Origin of the sequence: Chthonobacter albigriseus (assembly GCF_013839445.1) — a bacterium.
GTDB classification, from domain to species: Bacteria; Pseudomonadota; Alphaproteobacteria; order Rhizobiales; family Pleomorphomonadaceae; genus Chthonobacter; species Chthonobacter albigriseus.
Genome location: NZ_JACDIT010000001.1, coordinates 462,842 through 482,728 on the forward strand (window position 1 = coordinate 462,842; position 19,887 = coordinate 482,728).

General features: G+C 68.5%; 16 protein-coding genes. 12 read left to right on the plus strand and 4 right to left on the minus strand.

From position 1 onward, the window contains the following. Window positions 1-23: 23 nt before the first annotated feature. Complete coding sequence (locus tag HZ321_RS02070; protein ID WP_181699723.1) at window positions 24-965, plus strand: LysR family transcriptional regulator; 942 nt, start codon at window positions 24-26, stop codon at window positions 963-965. 64 nt (window positions 966-1,029) lie between these two features. Here the strand turns inward: HZ321_RS02070 and HZ321_RS02075 are convergent, their stop codons facing one another. Further along, complete coding sequence (locus HZ321_RS02075; protein ID WP_425305380.1) at window positions 1,030-2,292, minus strand: TadA family conjugal transfer-associated ATPase; 1,263 nt, start codon at window positions 2,290-2,292, stop codon at window positions 1,030-1,032. Window positions 2,293-2,741: 449 nt separating this feature from the next. Between HZ321_RS02075 and HZ321_RS02080 the strand changes: the two genes are divergently transcribed. From HZ321_RS02080 to HZ321_RS02130, 11 genes are read left to right on the plus strand one after another with little or no spacing between them, the layout of a single operon-like run. After that, complete coding sequence (locus HZ321_RS02080; RefSeq protein ID WP_181699727.1) at window positions 2,742-2,945, plus strand: hypothetical protein; 204 nt, start codon at window positions 2,742-2,744, stop codon at window positions 2,943-2,945. A gap of 9 nt (window positions 2,946-2,954) precedes the next feature. Continuing rightward, window positions 2,955-3,512, plus strand: coding sequence for an A24 family peptidase (locus HZ321_RS02085; protein ID WP_181699729.1), 558 nt, complete (start codon window positions 2,955-2,957; stop codon window positions 3,510-3,512). A 6-nt stretch (window positions 3,513-3,518) separates the two neighbouring features. Further along, entirely contained in the window at window positions 3,519-4,307 is a 789-nt protein-coding gene (locus tag HZ321_RS02090) for a TadE family protein (protein ID WP_181699731.1), read from the plus strand. Continuing rightward, complete coding sequence (locus HZ321_RS02095) at window positions 4,304-5,986, plus strand: TadE/TadG family type IV pilus assembly protein (protein WP_181699733.1); 1,683 nt, start codon at window positions 4,304-4,306, stop codon at window positions 5,984-5,986. Before HZ321_RS02090 ends, HZ321_RS02095 begins: the two co-directional genes overlap by 4 nt. Continuing rightward, a complete protein-coding gene (locus HZ321_RS02100; protein WP_244635530.1) occupies window positions 5,958-6,638 on the plus strand; it encodes a TadE/TadG family type IV pilus assembly protein in 681 nt (226 codons plus the stop codon). The genes HZ321_RS02095 and HZ321_RS02100 overlap by 29 nt, the downstream gene beginning before the upstream one ends. After that, window positions 6,635-7,555, plus strand: coding sequence for a hypothetical protein (locus tag HZ321_RS02105; protein ID WP_181699735.1), 921 nt, complete (start codon window positions 6,635-6,637; stop codon window positions 7,553-7,555). Before HZ321_RS02100 ends, HZ321_RS02105 begins: the two co-directional genes overlap by 4 nt. Further along, window positions 7,552-8,496, plus strand: coding sequence for a Flp pilus assembly protein CpaB (cpaB, locus tag HZ321_RS02110; protein WP_181699737.1), 945 nt, complete (start codon window positions 7,552-7,554; stop codon window positions 8,494-8,496). The genes HZ321_RS02105 and cpaB overlap by 4 nt, the downstream gene beginning before the upstream one ends. Before the next feature lie 20 nt (window positions 8,497-8,516). Then, on the plus strand, window positions 8,517-10,412 hold the full coding sequence (locus HZ321_RS02115; RefSeq protein WP_181699739.1) for a TadA family conjugal transfer-associated ATPase: 1,896 nt from the start codon (window positions 8,517-8,519) through the stop codon (window positions 10,410-10,412). A 14-nt stretch (window positions 10,413-10,426) separates the two neighbouring features. Further along, window positions 10,427-11,293: a type II secretion system F family protein gene (locus tag HZ321_RS02120; RefSeq protein ID WP_244635532.1), complete on the plus strand. Its 867-nt coding sequence runs from the start codon at window positions 10,427-10,429 to the stop codon at window positions 11,291-11,293. Next, a complete protein-coding gene (locus HZ321_RS02125) occupies window positions 11,293-12,198 on the plus strand; it encodes a type II secretion system F family protein (RefSeq protein ID WP_181699741.1) in 906 nt (301 codons plus the stop codon). Before HZ321_RS02120 ends, HZ321_RS02125 begins: the two co-directional genes overlap by 1 nt. A gap of 1 nt (window position 12,199) precedes the next feature. Continuing rightward, window positions 12,200-13,123: an FHA domain-containing protein gene (locus HZ321_RS02130; protein ID WP_181699743.1), complete on the plus strand. Its 924-nt coding sequence runs from the start codon at window positions 12,200-12,202 to the stop codon at window positions 13,121-13,123. A gap of 54 nt (window positions 13,124-13,177) precedes the next feature. Here the strand turns inward: HZ321_RS02130 and HZ321_RS02135 are convergent, their stop codons facing one another. The 3 genes from HZ321_RS02135 to HZ321_RS02145 all read right to left on the minus strand — a co-directional run bounded on the left by HZ321_RS02135 (window position 13,178) and on the right by HZ321_RS02145 (window position 19,884). Beyond that, window positions 13,178-15,571, minus strand: coding sequence for a protein kinase domain-containing protein (locus HZ321_RS02135; RefSeq protein ID WP_181699750.1), 2,394 nt, complete (start codon window positions 15,569-15,571; stop codon window positions 13,178-13,180). Window positions 15,572-15,746: 175 nt separating this feature from the next. Then, complete coding sequence (locus HZ321_RS02140) at window positions 15,747-18,245, minus strand: trypsin-like serine protease (RefSeq protein ID WP_181699752.1); 2,499 nt, start codon at window positions 18,243-18,245, stop codon at window positions 15,747-15,749. 22 nt (window positions 18,246-18,267) lie between these two features. Further along, on the minus strand, window positions 18,268-19,884 hold the full coding sequence (locus HZ321_RS02145) for a caspase family protein (protein ID WP_181699753.1): 1,617 nt from the start codon (window positions 19,882-19,884) through the stop codon (window positions 18,268-18,270). Between the last annotated feature and the right edge of the window lie 3 nt (window positions 19,885-19,887).

The following is a 19,887-nucleotide window of genomic DNA, read 5'->3' on the forward strand; positions in this document are numbered from 1 at the left end:
CGGAAGCCTGATCTTCTCTGCCGATGGCATTCAAGCTGCGCCAGCTCCAGTACTTCATCGCCGTGGCCGACACCGGGTCGATCTCAGGGGCTGCGCAATTGCTGTCCGTGTCCCAGTCCACGGTGACGGAATCGGTGAAGGAACTGGAGGCCGACCTCGGCTTCGAGCTCGTGGAGCGGCACGGGCGCGGTGTTTCGCTGACCCACAAGGGTCAGATGTTCCTGCGGCATGCCCATCGCATCCTGGAGACCGTGGCGGACGCCCGTCGTTCGCTGGCCGAGGAGGGACCGAGCCAAACCGGCGAGCTCCACGTGGGCGTCACCTCGCTGGTGGCGGGCTACGTGTTCTCCGACCTGCTGGCGCGCTACCGGCGGGCCAACCCGGCCGTCGTCGTTTCGGCGGTCGAGGACAACCGGGAGTACCTGCAGCACCTGCTCATCAACGGAGAACTCGACGTCGCGGTGATGGTGGTGCCGGACAAGGCAACGGATTCGGCGCTGCAGATCGAGCTGTTGGGCGAGGAACCCTACCAGGTGTGGATGCCGCTCGGCCATCCGCTCGGCCGGCAGGTCGAGGTGACGCTGGCGGAGGCCGCTCGCGAGGCGCACATCGTGCTGACGGTGGACGAGATCGAAGAGACGACGCAGCGCTTCTGGACGGAGCACGGGTTCCGGCCGCGGACGGCCTTCCGCACGCGATCGGTGGAGGCGGTGCGCAGCCTGGTCGCGACCGGCGCCGGCATCACCATCCTGCCTACGCTCGTCTACCGGCCCTGGTCACTGGAAGGCGACCGGATCGAAGCCCGGCCGGCCTCCGAACCGCTGCCGACGGTGAAAGTGGGCATCGCCTGGCGCAAGGGTGCGCGGCTGCAGCGGATCGCTGAGGACTTCATCGAGATCGGCCGAACGCAGCGGCTGGAGAGACTGCGGTCCGAGCTTTCGGGCAAACCCAAGGTCTCGTTCTGACGACGGGACAGCAGCAGCGGCTGTCCGGTTGCGGGACCGATCGTCTCCCGAAGGGCAGAGAGGGTCAGGTCCGCGCCCATTCCGGCAGGTCGGTTCCGGGCTCGAACACGTCCTCGACGGCCTCGGCGGCGAAGGTCGGCCGCTCCCCGGTCCAGGCGAGCGCTCCATCGAGACCGGCCTGTCCGTCCGCACCGGTCCGGTAGAGGCTGCGCAGGACGTACTGGTCGGCGTCGTTCAGGCCACTGACCTCGGAAATCTCGATCACGCGGCGGCGGCCGGACCGCTTTAGCCGGGCGATCTGCACGATGACGTTGACGGCGGAGGCGATCTGCGCCCGCAGCGGCCTGAGCGGGATGTCCACGTCGGACATCAGGGCCAGCGTCTCTAGCCGGTGGAGGGCGTCGTAGGGTGTGTTGGCGTGGACGGTGGAGAGCGAGCCGCTGTGGCCGGAGGTCATCGCCTGGATCATGTCGAGCGCCTCGCCGCCGCGGCACTCGCCGACGATGATCCGGTCGGGCCGCATGCGCAGGGATGCCCGGAACAGCTCGCGGATGGAGGCGCCGCCGCGGCCGAAGCGATCGGGTTTCGTCGTCTCGAAATAGACGACGTGATGCTTGCGGATCTGCAGCTCGGTGGTGTCCTCGATGACGATGACCCGCTCGTGGTCTTCGAAGGCTTCCGACAGGGCGTTCAGCATCGTCGTCTTGCCGGTGCCGGTGCCGCCGGAAATGATGACGTTCTTGTGCAGCTTCACGGCCGTCTTCATCAGCGACAGCGTCTCGGGCGTCAGGCTGCCCTGCTTGACGAGGTCGTCGATGCTGCGGTGCTCGCGCAGGAAGCGGCGGATGGAGATGCAGAGCCCGCTGCGGGCGGCGGGCGGCTGGACGATATGGACGCGCGAGCCGTCCGGCAGGCGGGCCTCGATGCTGGGCTCCTCCGGGGTGAGGCGCTTGCCGGAGTATTGCGCGATGCTGCGGGCGGCGGCATCGAGATCGTCCCGCCTGGCGAAGCGCGCCTCGGTCTTCTCCAGCTTGCCGCGGCGCTCGACGTAGATGTCGGCGACGCCGTTGATCAGGATCTCCGAGACCGAGGAATCCTGGAGAAAGGGCTGGATGGGCGCAAGGAGCCGGTCCATCGCCCTGACGAGGACCTGCAGGGCTGCCTGTTCATTGGGATCGATGGCAGCGGACATCAGAACGGCATCCCGACGAGGGCCGAGCTCATGCCGAACAGGGTCGCCATCATATTGAGCGCGGTCGGGAAAAACGTCATCAACGGGATCAGGATGAGGCCGAGAACGAGAACGTTGGTCATCATCTCCATGGATGCGCTCCTTCCGAAGCTCTGGGCCCGCCCCCGACCATCCTCAGGCCAAGAGACTGCCGGGACGAGACCATTTCGACCGGTCGGCAGGGCTCGCCCCGGGCAACCGGAATTCTTCGGCCGCCGTCGCCGATCACCGATCCGGAAAAGCTATCCGCGCCTTGTCTCGATGCATAGTGATAAACGCGTTTGCAGGATATCATGGCCTCCAAACGCGTTGGAACCCGTCCAACAGACTGTGGCGCGGCGCACTTTTCCAACCGCTTTTTTTGAAGCAAGTTGATCACACCGGGACGTGATCTGAAGCACCGGGAGAAACAGACCGCTTCTTCTTGACGGGAAGCATCTCCCACGGCCTCGACGAAAATGTCTCGTTGCTCTCCTGAGGAGAAGCGTCGTTTAGACGAAGTCCGGAAACGGTTTACTCAACTCGTGACAGGAAAGGTTGCCCCAATGCTTAGCACCGTAAAGTCCTTCGCCAACGCGCTGCACCAGGACGAGCGCGGCGACATGGCCCAGATCGTTCTCGCGGTCGCGCTGATCGTCATCCCGCTGCTGCTGATGCTGATCGCCTTCGGAAAGCAGATCGGCGACTGGTTCAAGGAGCAGAACAGCGACCTGAAGGGCAAGAGCAAGACCGTCCCCAAGGCGCTCTGAAGGCTCCTGATGGACTGGCTTTATGCCCCGCTCAACGATCCCCTGGCGACGGCCCTGGCCGTCGCCTGCGTCGCCCCGGCGGCGTGGTTCGATCACCGCACCGGGCGGATCCCCAACTGGCTCACCTACGGGTCTTTGGGCGCCGGACTGGTTCTCGGTCTGACCGGGGGCCTCGTCGGGCTGGGTGGATCGGTTCTCGGGATGCTCGCCGCTTCGGCCGTCTTCGTGGTGGCCTTCGCGGCGGGCAGCTGCGGGGGCGGCGACGTGAAGCTGATGGCCGCGCTGGGCGCCATCGTCGGGATGCCGCAGGCGATGGACCTCACCTTGGCGGCGCTGCTTGTCGGCGGCGTCCTTGCGGTGATCTCGATGCTGCGGCGGCTCGATCCGGTCTGGCTCCTGCAGGCCTTCAGCCTGTTCTTCCTGCTGATCCCGGCAGGACTGAAATCGGCGGTGCTGTCGCTGGCTCCGGCCGAGCGACGTTCGGTCCGATTTGCGCCCGCAGCAGCGGGCGGTCTGCTCTGGTGCGTCCTCTTTCCCGACTACACGCCCCTCGCCCTCGTGAGGTGACCAATCATGTCGCCGGCCGACAGTTCGCTCCTCGACAGCGCCTTCCTGGCCGCCCTCGTGCGGTCGCCGAGCTTCTGGCAGCCGTCCGGCGCTCTGGCCGGGGTGGCCGCTGCGGCCGTCGTCCTCCTCGTCGGGGCGGGACTGACCCTTCGGATGCTGCCGCGCCGGCGGGCGAAGCGGAGCCTCCTCGCCGATGACGCGGGGAGCGTGACCGCTGTCGACATGGTGCTCGTCACGCCGATCTTCGTCCTCTTCATGTTCATGGTGTTCCAGTTCGCCATCCTGGCGAAGAACCACCTGTTCACCCACTATGCCGCCTACCAGGCGGCCCGCAGCGCGCGGGTGCAGTTCTGCCCGCTGCTGCCGCTCGGTGTCGCCGACCTCATCAACAAGATGCCGTGCAAGGACTCGCTGGCGGCCGGCCGGGCGGATACCGCTGCCCGCGTCGCGCTGATCCCGGCGGCGCCCTACAGGAACGTTCGCTGCTCATCCGGCTGCGCCTATCCGGCCGGCGTGCTGCAGGCGGTGTTCAACACCACCGGCCAGTTCTCGCTGACGACGGCGATGACGCGGCAGGCGCGCTACATGTTCGACAAGCAGAACGTGAAGGTCACCGTGAAGCGTGCGCCGATGGCGACCTACGCCCGCCTCGTTCGGTCGCCGCACGTGCCGGTGACGGCCACCGTGGAAGCCCGCTTCCTTCTCCTCGACTATGCCGGATGGGTGTTCGCCGACGGCCAGCGGTCGGATGGCAACTACTACACGGTTTCCCGGGCGGAGGTGTCGCTGCTATGAGCACCTTTCTTCAACGCCTCCACCGCGACGAGCGCGGCCTGATCTCGCCGCTGATCCTCTTCCTGGCGATCGGCCTCGCCTACATGATCGTCTGGATCCTCAACACGGGCCAGCTGGTTGCCGATAAGCAGCGCACCCAGAACACTGCCGACGCCGCTGCGCTGGTGCAGGCCGAATGGGGTGCGCGCTACCTCAACGTCATGGCGATGAACAACATCGGCTCGGCGCAGGCGACCGTGGTCGCCGCCACGTCCGTCGCCTACGGAGTGACTCTGGCGGAACTCGCCGTCCGGTCGGGCGTGATCGCCGCCAAGCTCGTCGAATACTCGGCCACCGACGGGTTCGGACCCGCCCCGCTGTTCGCGCCCTACTGCCCGACCTGGGGCAAGATCCCTCTGATCGGCGGCTTCATCCAGGCGGCCTGCACGGGATTCCAGGTGTTCCGCGGCATCGGCGCCGCGCGGGCGGCCGCCTACGTTCTTTCGGCCATGGAGGACTACCGGCCGATCCCGACGCCGATCCATCCGGACTCGGTCGCCGGCAAGGCAACCGACATCATCGCCGCCATGGACGCGATGAACGACTACCTCGTGAAGAGCTTTCCCGAGCGGGTCGCCACCGAGGGGCTGCATCTCGTCAAGGCGAACGATGCGGACCACCTGGTCTACCATCCGCCCTGCAAGAAGGCCGGCGGCTGCCGGTCCAGCCAGGAAGGTCAGGGCGGCGACCTCCCGGTCGACAACGGGGCGCTGGAAAAGGCCGTCGCCTACCAGGAGTTCTGCGATGCGATGCAGGCGGGCTCCAGGGGCGTGGCGATCGGACCCGTCAGCGTCGCCGTGCGGACCGGCTTCTCCGACCGCGGCTATGCGATGAACAAGGGGCCGCAGTCGGCCGGCGGCATCGACAACCGCCCGATCCGGGACTTCGTCAACGACATCGGCGAAACGGATACCGAGCTGCCGTTCTTCTACATCTGGTACGAGGCGTTCGGACCGGCCTACTACACGAAGGTCCCGTTCAGTGCGATCCTGGAGCAGTTCGCGCCGAAAAAGAAGGTCAGCATCTTCGGCTTCGAAGTCGACATCACCGATGTCTTCATCGACGTGGCAACGTTCGCCATGGAAGACCTGCTGGGCATCGACCTCGGCGTCATCAACCCGTTCCAGCTGCCGATTGACGTCCCGCCGCGCTACGAAGACGAACAGACCGCCAAGGAGAACGACTTCACGCGCAAGTTCGACACCTTCTGGACGGCGGTCTGCCGCGGCGGCTCGCTGCCCTTCGTGGGCAAGATCCTGGCCGATCCCTACTGGCTGAAGGGCCGCCCGGTCTACGCGATCGATCCGTTCACCGCCAACTTGATGTCCGACCGGCTGACGGACTATCGGACGCTGGCGATCGTCTCGCGCCAACCGCGGGCCCGCCTGCAGACGCAGCTCTTCAAGGACAAGACCGCCTCGGCCTACGCGGTCGCGGAAAGCTGGATCCACAATCCGACGGCCTTCGACCTCTACACGCAGGACTGGCTCGCCATGCTGGTCCCGGCCAGCCACATGAACCGCGCCACCGCGGTGTCGGCCACCATCAAGCGGAGCCCCGCCGCGCGGAGCTTCCAGAACCTCACCGCAGCGCTCGACAGAGGGGGCGACGATGCCTGGAAAGCCGTCAACACCCACTGAGGCCGGCGTGCTCGCCCGGATGCGCCGGTTCGCCCGGCGGCTGGAGCGGGACGAGCGGGGCCTGGCGTCGATGGAATTCATCCTCGCCGCGCCGATCATCCTCTTGATCGTGCTCTTCGTGAAGCACGGCAACCAGCTGATGACCAAGAAGGTGGACACCGTCACCCAGATCCGGAATGCCGCCTTCGCCGAGGCGAACGGGATGGAATGCACCAGCGACATGACGCGCATGTTCCCGGACTTCGTGCCGGCGCTGCCGATCTCGGTCGCCCGGCTGACCGGCAGGGATGCGATCGCCTGCTCCAGCGAGCGGTCCGACAAGGCCAAGGGCGATCCGCGCCGGACCTTCGTGTGGGACGACCTGAAGCGGGAGGGGGCGGACGCCTCGTCGGATATCGCGCGCGACCTGCGCAAGGAGGAGCCGATGCTCGTCACCGCGGAGGCGGCGCGGATCTACCGCTTCGGGGCGCGGGAGAACCTCACGCCGTTCCGGTGGGACGACAGCTTCACCGTGGGCGACGCGACGCTGTTCTCGTCGGCATCGGCTCCGTCGAAATACGGCTACGACAAGGTCCTGCGCGACGAGATCCGCGACGCGGCGCCGAAAGCCGGCGATCTCTATGACGGCATCTTCAAGGGAGCGGACAAGTGACACCGACCAGAAAGATCCGGCACCTCCTGTCGCTTGCGGCGGCCGCTGCGCTCGCCATCGGCCTGGGCGAGACGCTGACCGCCCGGACCAGTTTCGCGGAGGTCTACGCGGCCGCGACCACGTCGATGGGCGGCGCTCTGGCAGAGCTTCTGGGCGCGCCGGAGCGGGCGCCGCGGGCGCTGCTGGTCAACGGGCAGCCGCTCTCCTTCGCGCCCTATTCGAGCGACCGGCCCGTCGCGGACCTCGCCACGGACTGGTCGCGGACGCTTCAAGGGGCCATCGTGCCGATCCCCTATGACGGGGCGGATGCGGAGCAGAGCGCGCAGGCCGCCGTGGCGCTCGCCTTCCTGCCGCCGAAGGTCGCCGTGCTCTCCGACGAGTTCGCGACCGTGGTCCAGTTCTTCGACGGCGACGGGCGGAAGGCGATGGCCCACGTGCAGGCGACGGCCAAAGGCGGCAAGCCGGGTCCGATCCCGGCAACCGTGGTGACGCTGCGGCGCCCGGCCGGCGCGGACCGTACCGACGTCCTGATGAGCAGCATGGACGATACGACGGGCATGCTGGCGGCTTTCGCCGCCGCGCCTGACGCCGACGAGATCCCGGCAGCGCTGAAGCCGCCGGCGGGCGCGACCGTTCTCATGGATCTTAGCGACGAAGGCGACGGCCATCGCTCACGCAGCGTCGTGGTCCGTGCACCGGTGGCCGCGCGGGCCTGGGCCGAGCGGCGGGCGGTGCTCCTTTCGCAGGCCGGCTTCACCGTGGAGGCGACCGCCGCCGGAACGGCCGGAATAACCGCGCTTCGCGCACGAAGGGCCGCGGAAGAAGCGGATGTGCTCTATACTGCCGGTGCGGTGCCCGGCGAGGTTGTCGAAGTCATTCACATCCGCGAGCCACTGGCCGGGGGGACGTCTCGATGAATTGGAAACTGATCGTCGCGATCGTGGCGGGCTTGGCGTCCGCCGCCCTCATCTACGTCTGGATGCAGGGCGTCAAGAACGAGCAGACCGCCTACCTGTTCATGAAGCTGCGGCCGGACGTGGCCGTCGCGCGGGGGCAGGCGATCACCGAGGACATGCTGGACGATCCGGTGGAACTGCCGGAAAGCTTCGGCCTCCTGGTCAACCTCGCGCTGCCGGCGGCGGACGCACAGCTGGAATGGTTGAAGGACCGCACCGCGTCGACGGACATTCCCGCGGGGTCGGTGCTGCTGTTCCAGTTCTTCGACGACAGCAACGGCGGCCGGCTGACGACGATGATCACGCCGGGCAAACGCGCGCTGACGCTGCCCGTCGGCGAGGCGGAATCGGTGGGCGGCTTCGTGGAGCCGGGCAGCTACATCGACGTGATCGGGACGATCAACGAGCCGGTGGCGCCCGCCCCGCCGCCGACCGTTCCGCCGGCCGCAGCCGCGCCGGCCGCGAAGCCGGAAGCGCCGGCCGCGAACGCCCAGACCATGCCGGCGCCCGACAGCCCGCTGGGGCAGACGCTGAAGGACCTGATGGCGGCGCAGACGGCGGCGGGAGCGGTGACGGGCGGGGTCGAGACACCCGAGGCCTACCTGGACTACCAGCAGGCGCAGCAGGACTTCCAGGCCGGCATCGGACGCCGGACCCGCGTGGTGACCCGCACCTTCCTGCAGAACGTCCGGGTTCTGGCGGTCGGAAACGCCACCACGTCGCGGGCGGTGGCCAACTCCGACCAGGCCTACAGCCACGTGACGATCGAGGTGACGCCGGCGGAAGCCGAGCTCCTGATCTTCGCCATGCGGCAGACGGACGGGCTCCTGAACCTCGTTCTTCGCAATCCGGCCGACACCAAGGTGGAAGAACTGCCGAGCGTGAACTGGACGAAGATGTGATCGCCCCCGGGGAGGGAGCCATGCAGCTGAAGATCTCCTACGACGACCGGCCCGGGGTCGAGGTCATGACGCTGAACGCGGACGAGACCTATTTCGTCAGCCCGGGCTCGACGGCGACGATCCCGGAGCGGGCCGCGTCGGTGGTGCTGCAGAGCAACCACGTTTCGCCGTTGCAGTTCGTGCTGCGCCGGACCCTCGGCGGGATCGAGGTGGCGCACTACGGCCGCAATCCTACCCGGCTGAACGACCAGCCGCTGAAGGCGGGCGTCCCGGCCAAGGTGGCGCCGGGCATGCAGCTCTGGGTGCCGAACGTCACGATCGAGATCCTGGAGGCGACAACGGCCAGCGAGGTCGTCACCCTGTTTCCGGACCAGGAGCGAGTGCTGGCGTTCCAGATGGAGATCCACGAGCAGCTGCTGAAGGACACCCAGTACGACCGGCTGGTGAAGTCGTCCGACTTCGGGCGCGACGAGACCCGCCAGCGGATCCGCGAACGCCTCGACGCCTTCATCGGCAACGCGATCCAGTCGGCGCCGGCGGATCTCGTGCTGCTGGTCGTGAAGAACGCCGTCTACCGCTTCCTCGCCCGCCGGATCGCCCGCACAACCCGCCGCGGCGCCAGCGAGGCGGCCATCGTGGCGCGGGAGGAGAGCGACCACCGCCGCCTGTTCGAGGTTGGCAAGGCGCTCGCCAGCGGGCTGGGGCTGAAGCTCTCGTTCGAAACCACGGCGGCCGACTTCAACAAGCTCGACACCAAGTTCTTCGAGATGTTCCAGGCCCGCCAGAACATCTTCACCACGCACGACCGGCTGGAGATCGCACACGCGCACATCCGGGCAAACATCGAAGACATCATGTACCGGTGGGGGCCGATCTCCGAACTGATGGATCTCGACGTGATCTCGGAGATCATGGTCACGCGGTTCGACGAGATCTACGTGGAGAAGTTCGGCCTCCTGGAGCGCTACCCCTTCGCCTTCGCCAGCGAGCGCCAGCTGATGAAGGTGATCGAACGGATCGCCGCCGACAGCAACCGGTCTATCAACGAAAGCCAAGCGATGGCCGACTTCCGCATGCCGGACGGCTCGCGCGTCAACGCGGTGATCCCGCCGCTGGCGGTGAAGGGCGCCTGCCTGACGATCCGCAAGTTCGGCGGCAAGTCGCGCCTCGACATGCGCAAGCTGGTCACCGCCGGCGCGCTTAGCGAACCGATGCGGGCCTTCCTGGAAGCGTGCGTCCGGGCGCGCAAAAACATCGTGGTGTCCGGCGGCACCGGCTCGGGCAAGACGACGCTCCTCAACGGCCTCTCGCAGTTCATCCCCAACGGCGAGCGGGTGGTGGCGGTGGAAGATACCTCCGAACTGCAGCTCGACGGCATCCACGTCGTCTACCTCCAGTCCCGCCCGAAGACGGCGGAGGGCGAGAACAGCGTCACCATCCGCGACCTCGTCAAGAACGCGCTGCGCATGCGGCCGGACCGGATCGTCGTCGGCGAGTGTCGCGGCGAGGAGGCGATCGACATGCTGCAGGCCATGAACACCGGCCACGCGGGCTCGATGACCACGGCGCATGCCAACACTCCGCAGGACATGATGACCCGCCTGGAGGTGATGGTGCTGCAAGGCCAGTCGTCGCTGCCGGTTATGGCGATCCGCCAGCAGATCGTGGCCGCGGTGGACATGGTGGTCCAGCTCAATCGCCTGGCGAGCGGACGGCGCTGCGTCACCGAGATCTCCGAAGTGATCGGCATCGATCCGGAGACCCAGCTGATCATCGTGGAACCGATCTACAAGCTGGTGATGACGGCCGGTACCGAGGGCGAGCACGGGTTCACCGGTTATCTGCCGACCTTCGTCGCCGAGATCGCCCCGGTGGGCGACGCCGGCGATAGTCCTGCACTCGACATGTTCGCCTGAAGGGGGAGGCAGCCATGGACCCGATCCAGATCATGCAGATTGCCGCCGCACTCCTGACAGGCGTGGCCGTGGCCCTGGCCCTCACGGGGCTGGAATACCGCTGGCCGGAGCCGCTGCTGCGGCTGACCGAGAAGGACACGGCGCTCGCCGGCGAAGCCGCGCAGGTGTTCGGCTACGAGACGGTGCCGAACTGGGCGATGATCGTCGCCTACATCCTGGCTGCGGTCGTCATCTTCACCCTTGGCTCGTTTCTCCTCGGCAGCGCGATCGTCGCGCTTTTCGTGACGCCGCTCGCGATCGCCGTGCCCAAGATGGTGCTGAAGTACCTGCTGGAACGGCGCTGGCTGAGGATCGAGGCGCAGCTGCCCTATGCCGTCGACCAGATCGTTTCGGCGGTGCGCTCCTCCAAGCCGCTCGGCACCGCGATCGGCGTGGTGGCGGAGAGCGGCGTGATGCCGATCGGGCACGAGTTCGAGCGCGTCGCCCGCGAACAGAAGCTCGGCGTCGGCCTGGTCGAGGCGCTCGACCGGCACGGACGCAGCGTTCCCAGCCTGCATTTCAAGATGGTGGACGCGGCGCTCGCGCTGTTCGCCAGGCAGGGTGGCGACATCGCCGAACCGCTCAGCGAGATGTCCAAGAGCTTCAAGGAAATCTGGAAACTGGACCAGAAGATCCGCACGTCGTCGTCCCAGGCGCGGATGAACTTCCTCGTCGTCAACGGCGGGGCGGCCTTCATGCTGCTGATGATCTTCCTCGGCCAACCGGAGCTGATCGACAAGGTGTTCAGCTCAATCATCGGCATCGTCGTCTTCGCCATCGGCGTGGTGCTCTATGCGATCGGCTTCTTCTGGATGCGCGCCATGATGAGGATCTCCGTCTGATGCCGGCCGCCCTCCCCCTCCTGCCGATCAGCGCCGCCCTCGCAGGCCTCGCGGTCGCCTTCCTGGTCTGGTGGCTCGCCGAACTCGCGGCCAAGGCCGCGGCGGTGCGGCGATCCTTCGTCGGCGAACCGCCGCCGCCGAACCTCGTCGACAACCTCGGCCTGCGCAATCCTGTGGAGTTCCTGCTCGCCCGCTTCGGCGGCGTGATCGCCGGGCCTGGGCGCTCCATCGACCAGAAGCTGGTCTATGCGGGGCGGCCGTTCGGCGGCATCACCGGCGAGGAGTACATCGCCCTCCTGATCGTCATGGCCGTGCTCGGCGCGGTGGTGCTCGGCGTGCTGTTCGGACTGGCGCTCGGCAACCCGATCGGCGGGTTCCTGGCCGGCCTGATCCTCGGGCTGCTGCCGGCCGTCTACTTCTGGGTGCTGGTGGACGACCGGATGCATACCCGGCGCGACCGGATCTCGCGGGAGTTTCCCTATTTCCTCGACCTCGTGGTGATGACGCAGCAAGCCCAGGCCACCCTGCCGGAGAGCCTGCGGCTCTATGCGGAAGCCGCGCCGGACACGGCGATGGCCGAGGAGATCGACCAGGTGCTGAAGGACATCGGGCTCGGCACGGGCGTCATCGAAGCGCTGCAGCGCCTGGAGCGCCGGCTGACCGCCGAGGAGGTCGTCCGCGTGATCCGGGCCGTGATCCAGGGCGAGATCGAGGGATCGAACCGGCTGGAGCTTCTGCGCGAACACGCGCGGGACCTCCGGTTCCGGCGCTGGGAGAAGGCGGAACGGGCCAGCGAGCAGTTGCGCGCCAAGATCGTGATGCCCGCGATGCTGATCGTGGTGTCGATCCTTCTCCTGGTGCTGTCGCCGGCGGTGGTTGAAATGACGACAAGCGGGATGTTCTGACGTGGCGATCTTCTCCCTCTTCTCCGGATCCAAGCCCCGCCTGATCCAGACCGGACCGGCCGGCCGGACGCGCACGATCATCCTCGACAAGCCGATGCTGACCATCGGTCGCGGATCGGATGCCGACGTCGTGGTGGACGACGCCTATCTCGCGCCCAGCCACGCCCGGATCGAGCGCCAGAAGGACGGCGCCTTCGTCGTCCGGCGCATGGGCCTCAACCCGATCCTGCTCGGCGGCCAGCCTGTGCTGCAGACCGCGACGCTCAAGCCCGGGGACGTTCTCCAGTTCGGCACCGCGGTGGAGTTCCAGTTCGTCACCAAAGGGCCGACGCCGACGGAAAACGCCAAGCCGGGGGCGCCCGGGGACGCGGGCGCCGCGCGCGGGACGGATCCGGCCGGCGAGAAGCCCGCCAAGAAGCCGCTGTTGAAGAACCCCGCGTTTCTCGGCGCGATCGGCGTGCTCTATCTCGGGATGATGGCCGGCGTGGCGATGACGATCCTCGGCTCGGACGACGAAGGGGGCAATGCGCCTTCGGCAACGATGATCCGGGAGCAGGCGGAGGGCATCACGGAATGCCTGACCAGTGCCCGCAGGCTGCGCGCCCGCTCAGAGGCGAGCTTCCGGGGCGCGGTGGCCGTCGGCACGTCGGCCACGCCGGCCGCGTCCTACGGGAAGCTGGCGCTGACGGACGAACCGGCCGACGAAGCGGGCCTTGCGGCGGCGGTCGCCCCGATCGCGGACGCCTATCGGAGCGCCGCCCTGGCGGGTCTGGCGGCGGAGATCAACGGCAATCTGCTGACCGCCGGACGATACTACCGGCAGGCCTACGAGACGGTGCCGGACATCAACTGCTCCGCCGCGCAGTTCGTGCTCGAACGCAAGCTGTCGGTAGAGACCGCGCTGGCCGAGGCCGCCGAGGAATAGGCGTTGTGAGGAACAACCGGGGGCGGCCAGCGGATGCGCCGACCGCCGGATCCGTCAACGGACGTCGGCCACCGGGCGAAAGACGCCGCCGGTAGCCGGATCGGAGCAGACCGCGAAAGTGGTCTCCGTTTCGCGCAGGAAGCCGACATAGCCGCCGCCCTCGCAGGGGGTGGAGGTCCACTCCAGCACGAAGTCGTTGGTGGCGAGCGGATCGGGCGGGCGCCGCGAGGCGTCGACCATCCATTCGGCCGCAGTCGGCAGGCGCACGGGCGTCTTCAACTGATCGGACAGCCAGGCGAGGTAGCTTTCGGCCACCGTCCAGGGCACATCGGTGGCCGGCGCGTCGGGTTCGCTTCGGTAGGCTTCCGCCTCCGCCGCGTTGCCCGAGGCGGCGAGGAAGCCGGCGATGTCCGCCCTCCGCGCCAGCCGGGGCTGGACGCAGAGCGGCTTGCCGATCTTGGCGTCGCTGCCGCTGACACCCAGCATGGGGCCCATGGAGGACAGCGACGAGGTCATCAGTCGGACGTTGGAAAGGGAGTAGGCGCCCGCGTCCAGCCGTTCGAAGGCGACGCCCTCGCCGGCGGGGCAGAATCCCGACGCGATCAGCCGTTCCAGATCGGCCGCGATAGGCCCGTACTCCGCGACCGCCGCCTTGAAGGCCTCGACCTCGAAACGGCCGTCGGCCGAAGCGATCCGGGGTTTCACATCCGCCAGCAGCGGGTCTTCCGGACCGAGACGGGTGGCGATCGTCGCGGCGAGGTCGGCGACCTTCTGCCGGAGCGTCGTCGCCTCGTCCTTGGCGGCAAGGATCTCGGCGATGAGCGCCTCGAAACCGTCGGCGGCCTTGGCGAAGCCGTCGGCGGCGGGAGGCAGCTTCCAGCCTGCCGCGTCGGTGTCGGCCGTTGCAAAGGCCGTGGCAGTGGGGGCGAAGGCGGGCAGCGCGTCGGCCGCCATCCGGGTCGCCTTGTCCTTGGCGGCGGTCGCCCGCGTCTTGGCTTCCGCGACCTTGCCGAGGTCGGTTGCGAGAGTGTCGAAGCCGGTCTTGGCCGCCTGATAGGCCGTGATCGCCGCCCCGAGGTCTTCGGCGGCGAGCGCCTTCTCGGCGTCGCCGACCTTGGTCGCTGCGTCGGCGAAAGCCGGGGCGGGTTCGCCGCCGGCCTTGGCCGCCGCCTCCCGGGCAGAGACCGCATCCTCCCTAGCGGCGCCGAGCAGCGCATTGCCGAGATCGTCCACGGCGGTCTCGAACTTCGCGAGCGCTGTCTCGTAGTCGCCTTCGGTCTGCAGCGTCACGCCCTCGTCGAGCGCGGAAGCGCCGGCTGCGAAGGAGGCCTTGGCCTGCGAGGTCTCGCCGCGCGCGGGGACGCCTGCGGCGGTGGCCTTCGCCTTGCGGTTCTCCGCCTCCTTGCGCCAGGCGTCGACCTGGTCGATCAGCTCCTGCGGGACGTGGAAATAGTTGAAGTAGATGCCGGCGCCGGCCCCTAGCCAGATCACCAGCGCGGCGGCCGCCAGGCCAAGCTTGGCCGGCGTCCAGAAGGAGCGCTTCGGCGGCGCCGGGGCGCGTTCGGGAAGGTGGGCGGTCGGCGCCAGCCGCAGCACGCCGAGCTGGCGGAACTGGCCGAGAGCCTCCACGCAGTCGCGCGGCCGGAGCGCGGGATCGCGGGCGAGCAGGGACTCCACGAAGGCGGCGAGATTAGCCGGAAAGCCGGGCAGCAGCGTTTCCAGCCGCGGAAACACGATGGACGGGTCGAGGTGCAGGTTTTTCCAGATCTGCTCGCGCTGGTGCGGCTCCTCCCAGGCGAAGACGTTGGAGAAGACGTCGCGATATGTGCTGCGCGGCAGCAGCAGCTTGTACGCGAGCATGCCGACGGAATAAACGTCCGCGGAGGCGGAGGCCTCGATGCGTCCGGTCCGGTAGAGCTCCGGGGCGGCGAACTCGGGGGCGTAGGGCGGGATGATCGGTTCGCCGGTCCGGGAGATGAGGTGCAGGTCGCCAAGCCGCACCTGGAGGCCGGAGAAGTCCTCCGAGACGTAGATGCACTGGTCGGTCAGGGCGTTGTGGGCGTAGCCGACGCCGTGCAGGGTGGCGACGCCCTCCAGGATGTGGCCGATCACCTCCGTCGCCCGGTCGAAGGCGATCGCCTCGTGCTCCTCGAAGTAGTCGCGCAGCGTCTTGGAGGGGCGCTTCTCGACAATGTAGAAGTTGTCGTCGCCCGGCACCGGGGGCAGGAGGTCGACGATCTCCACGAAGCGCTGCTGCTGCAGGAACTTGGCTTCGTTGACCGAGGTCCAGACACGGTCGGCGCGTACCTTGTCGGCCTTCAGCCCGACGTCCGGCGTGACGATGAAGACGGACCATCCAGTGCGGGTGTCGGTCGCCGGATAGACGACGAACTCGTTCTCGTGGGCGGGCTCGCCGATGGTGTAGCGGCTGGTCAGATCACTGCGCATGTTTGGCCCTGCGGCTGGAACCGTTTGGAGGAAGCTTGTCGTCGGACCTAGACACCTCTGAGCCTGTTTCAAAAGTCGGTCTGGTCGCTCTCCCGGCTGTCGAAACAGGCTCTCACATTAACTCCGAAATCGATGCCGTTGTCGCCCGGCGGACGGGCGCGCCGGCTCCGAATGCCTACTTGATCCGGTAGAACTTGGCGTCGAACGACCACTTCGGCTCGCCGCCGTCTCCTTCCTCGTCGACGATCCGGAGGCTGCGGGCGAGATCGTAGACATAGTTGAAGGCGGCGCGCTGGCCGGCGAGCGTGGCGGGCACGTCGGGCAGGTCGAGCACCTCGATCGGCTTGTCGCTGAGCACGGCGACGATCATCCCGACGCCGGCGGGGCCTTCAGCCACGTATTCGAAGCCGGTGTAGGGATTGGTGGGGTCAGGGATCAGCATGGTCTTGCCCGGCTCGAGCTTGTTGCCGGTGGCGGCCGCGTTCTTCTTCAGGCCCATGGAGCGCCGGTTCGGGTAGACCTGGGTTAGGCGCCCGGCGGCGTCGATGTCGACCAGGATGAGGTAGCCGAGTTGCTTCGCCGATACGGACATCACGATCTTCTCGCCGATGCCGACGTTGGGGCCGGGCTTCAGGTCCACCTTCACGCCGGCCGGGTTGTCGGTCTTCAGCGTGTTCTCGGCCGCGGCCATCGGCGTGGTCGGTTCTTCACCGGTGATCACGTCGCGCCCAAGGGCATCGGGGCTGCCGTGGACCTGCGGCACGAGGCCGAGCTTGCAGAGCTCGGCGTTGTCGCGGCAGTACTCCGCGGACTTCCGGCGGACGAAATCGAGCAGCGCGGCGTTGCTGAGGCCGGTGCGCGCCTTTGCCCGCGCAGCCCCTTCAGCGACGCCGGCGATGTAGGTTCGCGTGAAGACGCCGCCCCGGGCGCCGCCTTCGTCGTCGACCAGCGCCCATTGTCCGGCGTCGACCGCCGACCAGACGACGGCCCGTTCCCCGCCGAAGGTAAAGCGGGAGTTCGTGCCGTCGCGCCGTTCGCCAGTCGCGGCGGCGAGCGTCGGACCGAGGCAGCGCACGGTCCCCGGCACCGTCGGCGCGACGGCGTTCCGGCTGCCGATCCCGACGTGGCAGGCGTCGACGATGACAGTGACCTTGCGGTCCTTGAGGGCGTTCAGCCGGGCGGCGATCTCGGTCTCGCGGATCTGGCTGCTGACGTCGGTGACAAACCCGGCGGCGTTGCGCACCAGTTCGGCATCCGCCGGCACCAGTGTCGGGCTCGCCACCGGTCCCGGGCCGACCACCTCGGAGCCCTGGCCGCTGAAATAGAGGAGCACGCGCCCGCCGCTGGCGGAGCCGCGCACCAGCCAGTCGTCGATGGCGTCGACGATGGCCTCGCGGGTGGCGTTGCCGTCGGTGAGGGTGCGGATCTGCTTGGGTGCGAAGCCGAGCGTGCGTTCGGCAAAGGTCTTCATCGCGGCGACATCCGCGACCGAGCCGGACAGCCGGATCTCGCTGGCGTTGTAGTCGTCGATGCCGATGAGGAGGGCGCGGTCGCCTGGTGAGGCGGCGGCAACGACGACCGGCGGCGGTTCGAGCGCGGGCACGGGCGCGGGCTGCGGCGCCGCTTCGGCAGGAGGCTTGGTGGCGACCGGCGCCGGAGCCGCCGGCGCCGGCTGGGCGACTTCCGGAGCCGGCGCGGGCGGCTCGGGCGGCGCAACTTCCGGAGCGGAGGCGGGGGGCGTCGGCGCCGCAACGGACGCGCTCGCGACGAGCGGACCTGTTGCCGGGATCTCGCCCCGGGTATTCGTGGCGATCCAGTCACGGAAGGCGGCGACGCGGGTGTAGACGCCGTAGCGGCTCGCCTCGGCGCAGCCGGCGCCCCAGCTGACGATGCCGATCTGCGCCCAGGCACCGTCGCCGCGGCGGGCGACCAGCGGGCCGCCGGAATCGCCCTGGCAGGCGTCCTTGCCGCCTTCCTTGTAGCCGGCGCAGATCGCCCGCTCGTCGATCGGGTTCATGCGCATGGAGGTTTCGCGATAGGCCGCGCGGCATTCGGACCGGGCAACCAGCGGCACCTCGACCTCCTGGAGCTCGCTCGGGAGATACTTCTCGTCCCAGCCGTGGTCGGACTTGGTGTAGCCCCACCCCGTCACCGTCGCCATGGAGCCGGGCACTTCGATCGTCGCGGCGTCGTCCGGCCCCGCAAGCAGCGCCGGTTCGGCAGATGAGGGCTCGGCGAGTTCCACAAGCGCGATATCGTTGGCGAAGACCTTGGAGTCGAAGCCTTCGTGGACGATCACGTTGGCGACCTTCAGCGCCGTGCGGTCGGTGCCAGCGGTGATCACCTTGTCCACCCGCGTCTCGCCGGCGACGATCAGAAGATCGCGGGCGAAGAGGTCCTGCTTGCCGGACCGGTTGCCGGCAAAGCAGTGGGCGGCGGTGAGGATCCAGCGGGGCGCCACCAGGCTGCCGCCGCAGTGACCGCCCCACCGGCCGCGCTCTTCCGGGTCCGGCGCGAAGATCTTCACCTGCCACGGCCAGTCGCCCTTGCGGGCCTTCTGCCCGCCGACGACGCGGCCGCCATCCGTCTCGTCGGCCGGCTGCTGGGCCGCGGCCGGCGCCGCCACCAGGAGGACGGCCGCGAAGGCGAGGAACTTCAGACCGATGCGGGACATGGCGCGTACCTGCAGGCAAGCTTCAGGGGCTGGTGTAGAGCGCGGCGAAGCCGATCCGCGCATCCTGAGGAAGAAGATCGGGAAGGGCCGACGGGAGCACGCCCGAGGCGCGGCGGCCATCGGCCTGGCGGAGGAAGTCGGTGAGAAGCGGCATCGCCTCATCCGACGAGACGGCAACGAGGGTGTCCGCGCCGAAGGGCTCGACCACTTTGTATTCCAGGCGGAAACGGTCGGCGAGACGGGTCTCCTGGTCGCCGCGCGGCGGCGGGCGGAGGAGTTGGACCGTGCCGTCGCCGGCGATGTTGAAGAGAACGAGATGGCGTCCGGCCGCCGCTCCCACCTCGACGCCGACGCGCTCACCGGCGCGATGCACCGCGTCGGACGGCAGCGCGCGGACGGTTTCGGGCGCTGCTGCAGAGATCTGCTTGAGGGCGGCGACGGCGCCGAGCCGATCCACCACGAAGGGAACGTCGGCCGGCGACAGGCCTGTCGCGATCACGTCGCCGCCGGCCACGATCGCATCGCCGGTGGCGGGATCGAAGACGAGGTCGGCGTCGGCGGGATCGGAAAGAACGAAGGGAACCCGCGACGGCGCGATGCCTTCCAACTCGGGCGTGCCGGCGGCCGTGGAGACCCTGACCGCCGACCCGGCCTCGACGTTTTCCTGGCGCGCCACTTCGGGCTGGAGCGGTTCGCCGGCGGGCGCGGCGAGCGCGCCGAACGCCAGCACGGGGGCCGCGTCGAGATCCTGCACGACGCTGCGGGTCACCACGTTCTGGCGCTGGTCGGTGAACTGGTAGACGGTCTGGCGGACGTATTCGAACAGCTCGCGGCGGGTGACGCTGCCGCTTCCGTCGCGGTCGGCCGCCCCTTCCATCGCGCGTGCCACGGCGTAGCTGAGCGCGCCGCGCACCTTGGCTTCGCCGGGGATTCGGATCTCCGCCACCTTGGACGACTCGTCGACGGCGGCGAGGAAGGTGAGCGTGCGGAAGTCGAAGTCGGTGGTGACGTTGGCGGCGGCCGTGGAGATCGGATCGAGGGCATCGTCCTCGATCTTGTAGGCGGGCGCCTGCCGCCAGCCGAGCTTGGGGGCCCGGCCGTCGACCTTGCGCGTCAATCCGCCGGCATGGCAGGTGTCGGCAACGAAGATGACGTTCGCGCCGCGGGCCTCGATGCGCTGAATGGCGACCTTGAACTCGTCGCCGAAGATGCGCTCGCGCGTGCCGGGGCCCCGGCTGTCGAAGCCGGCGAGCAGGTAGACCTCCTCCCGGCCGTTCGGCTTGGTGCCCTTGATGCGCTCCGGCTCGCTGGAGCCGTGGCCGGCGATCGACAGGAGCACGAGGTCTCCAGGCCCGCTGCGCTCGGCGAGGCCGTCGATCGCGTCGAAGATGGCGCTGCGGGTGGCGGCACCGTCGGTGAGGAGCACGCGATCCTCGACACCCACCTTCCGGAGGGAGAGATCCACGTCCTCGGCGTCGGCGACGGCGCCGCGCAGCGGCGGGACCGAGCGGTAGAGATCGACGCCCACGGTGATCGCGCGGACGACGCCGCCGTCCGGCGCCATTAGGACGGTCTCCTCCGCCTGCGCGGTGGCGGGGAGGAGGAGGACCATGGACAAGGCGAAGGCCGCGGGTTTCATGGC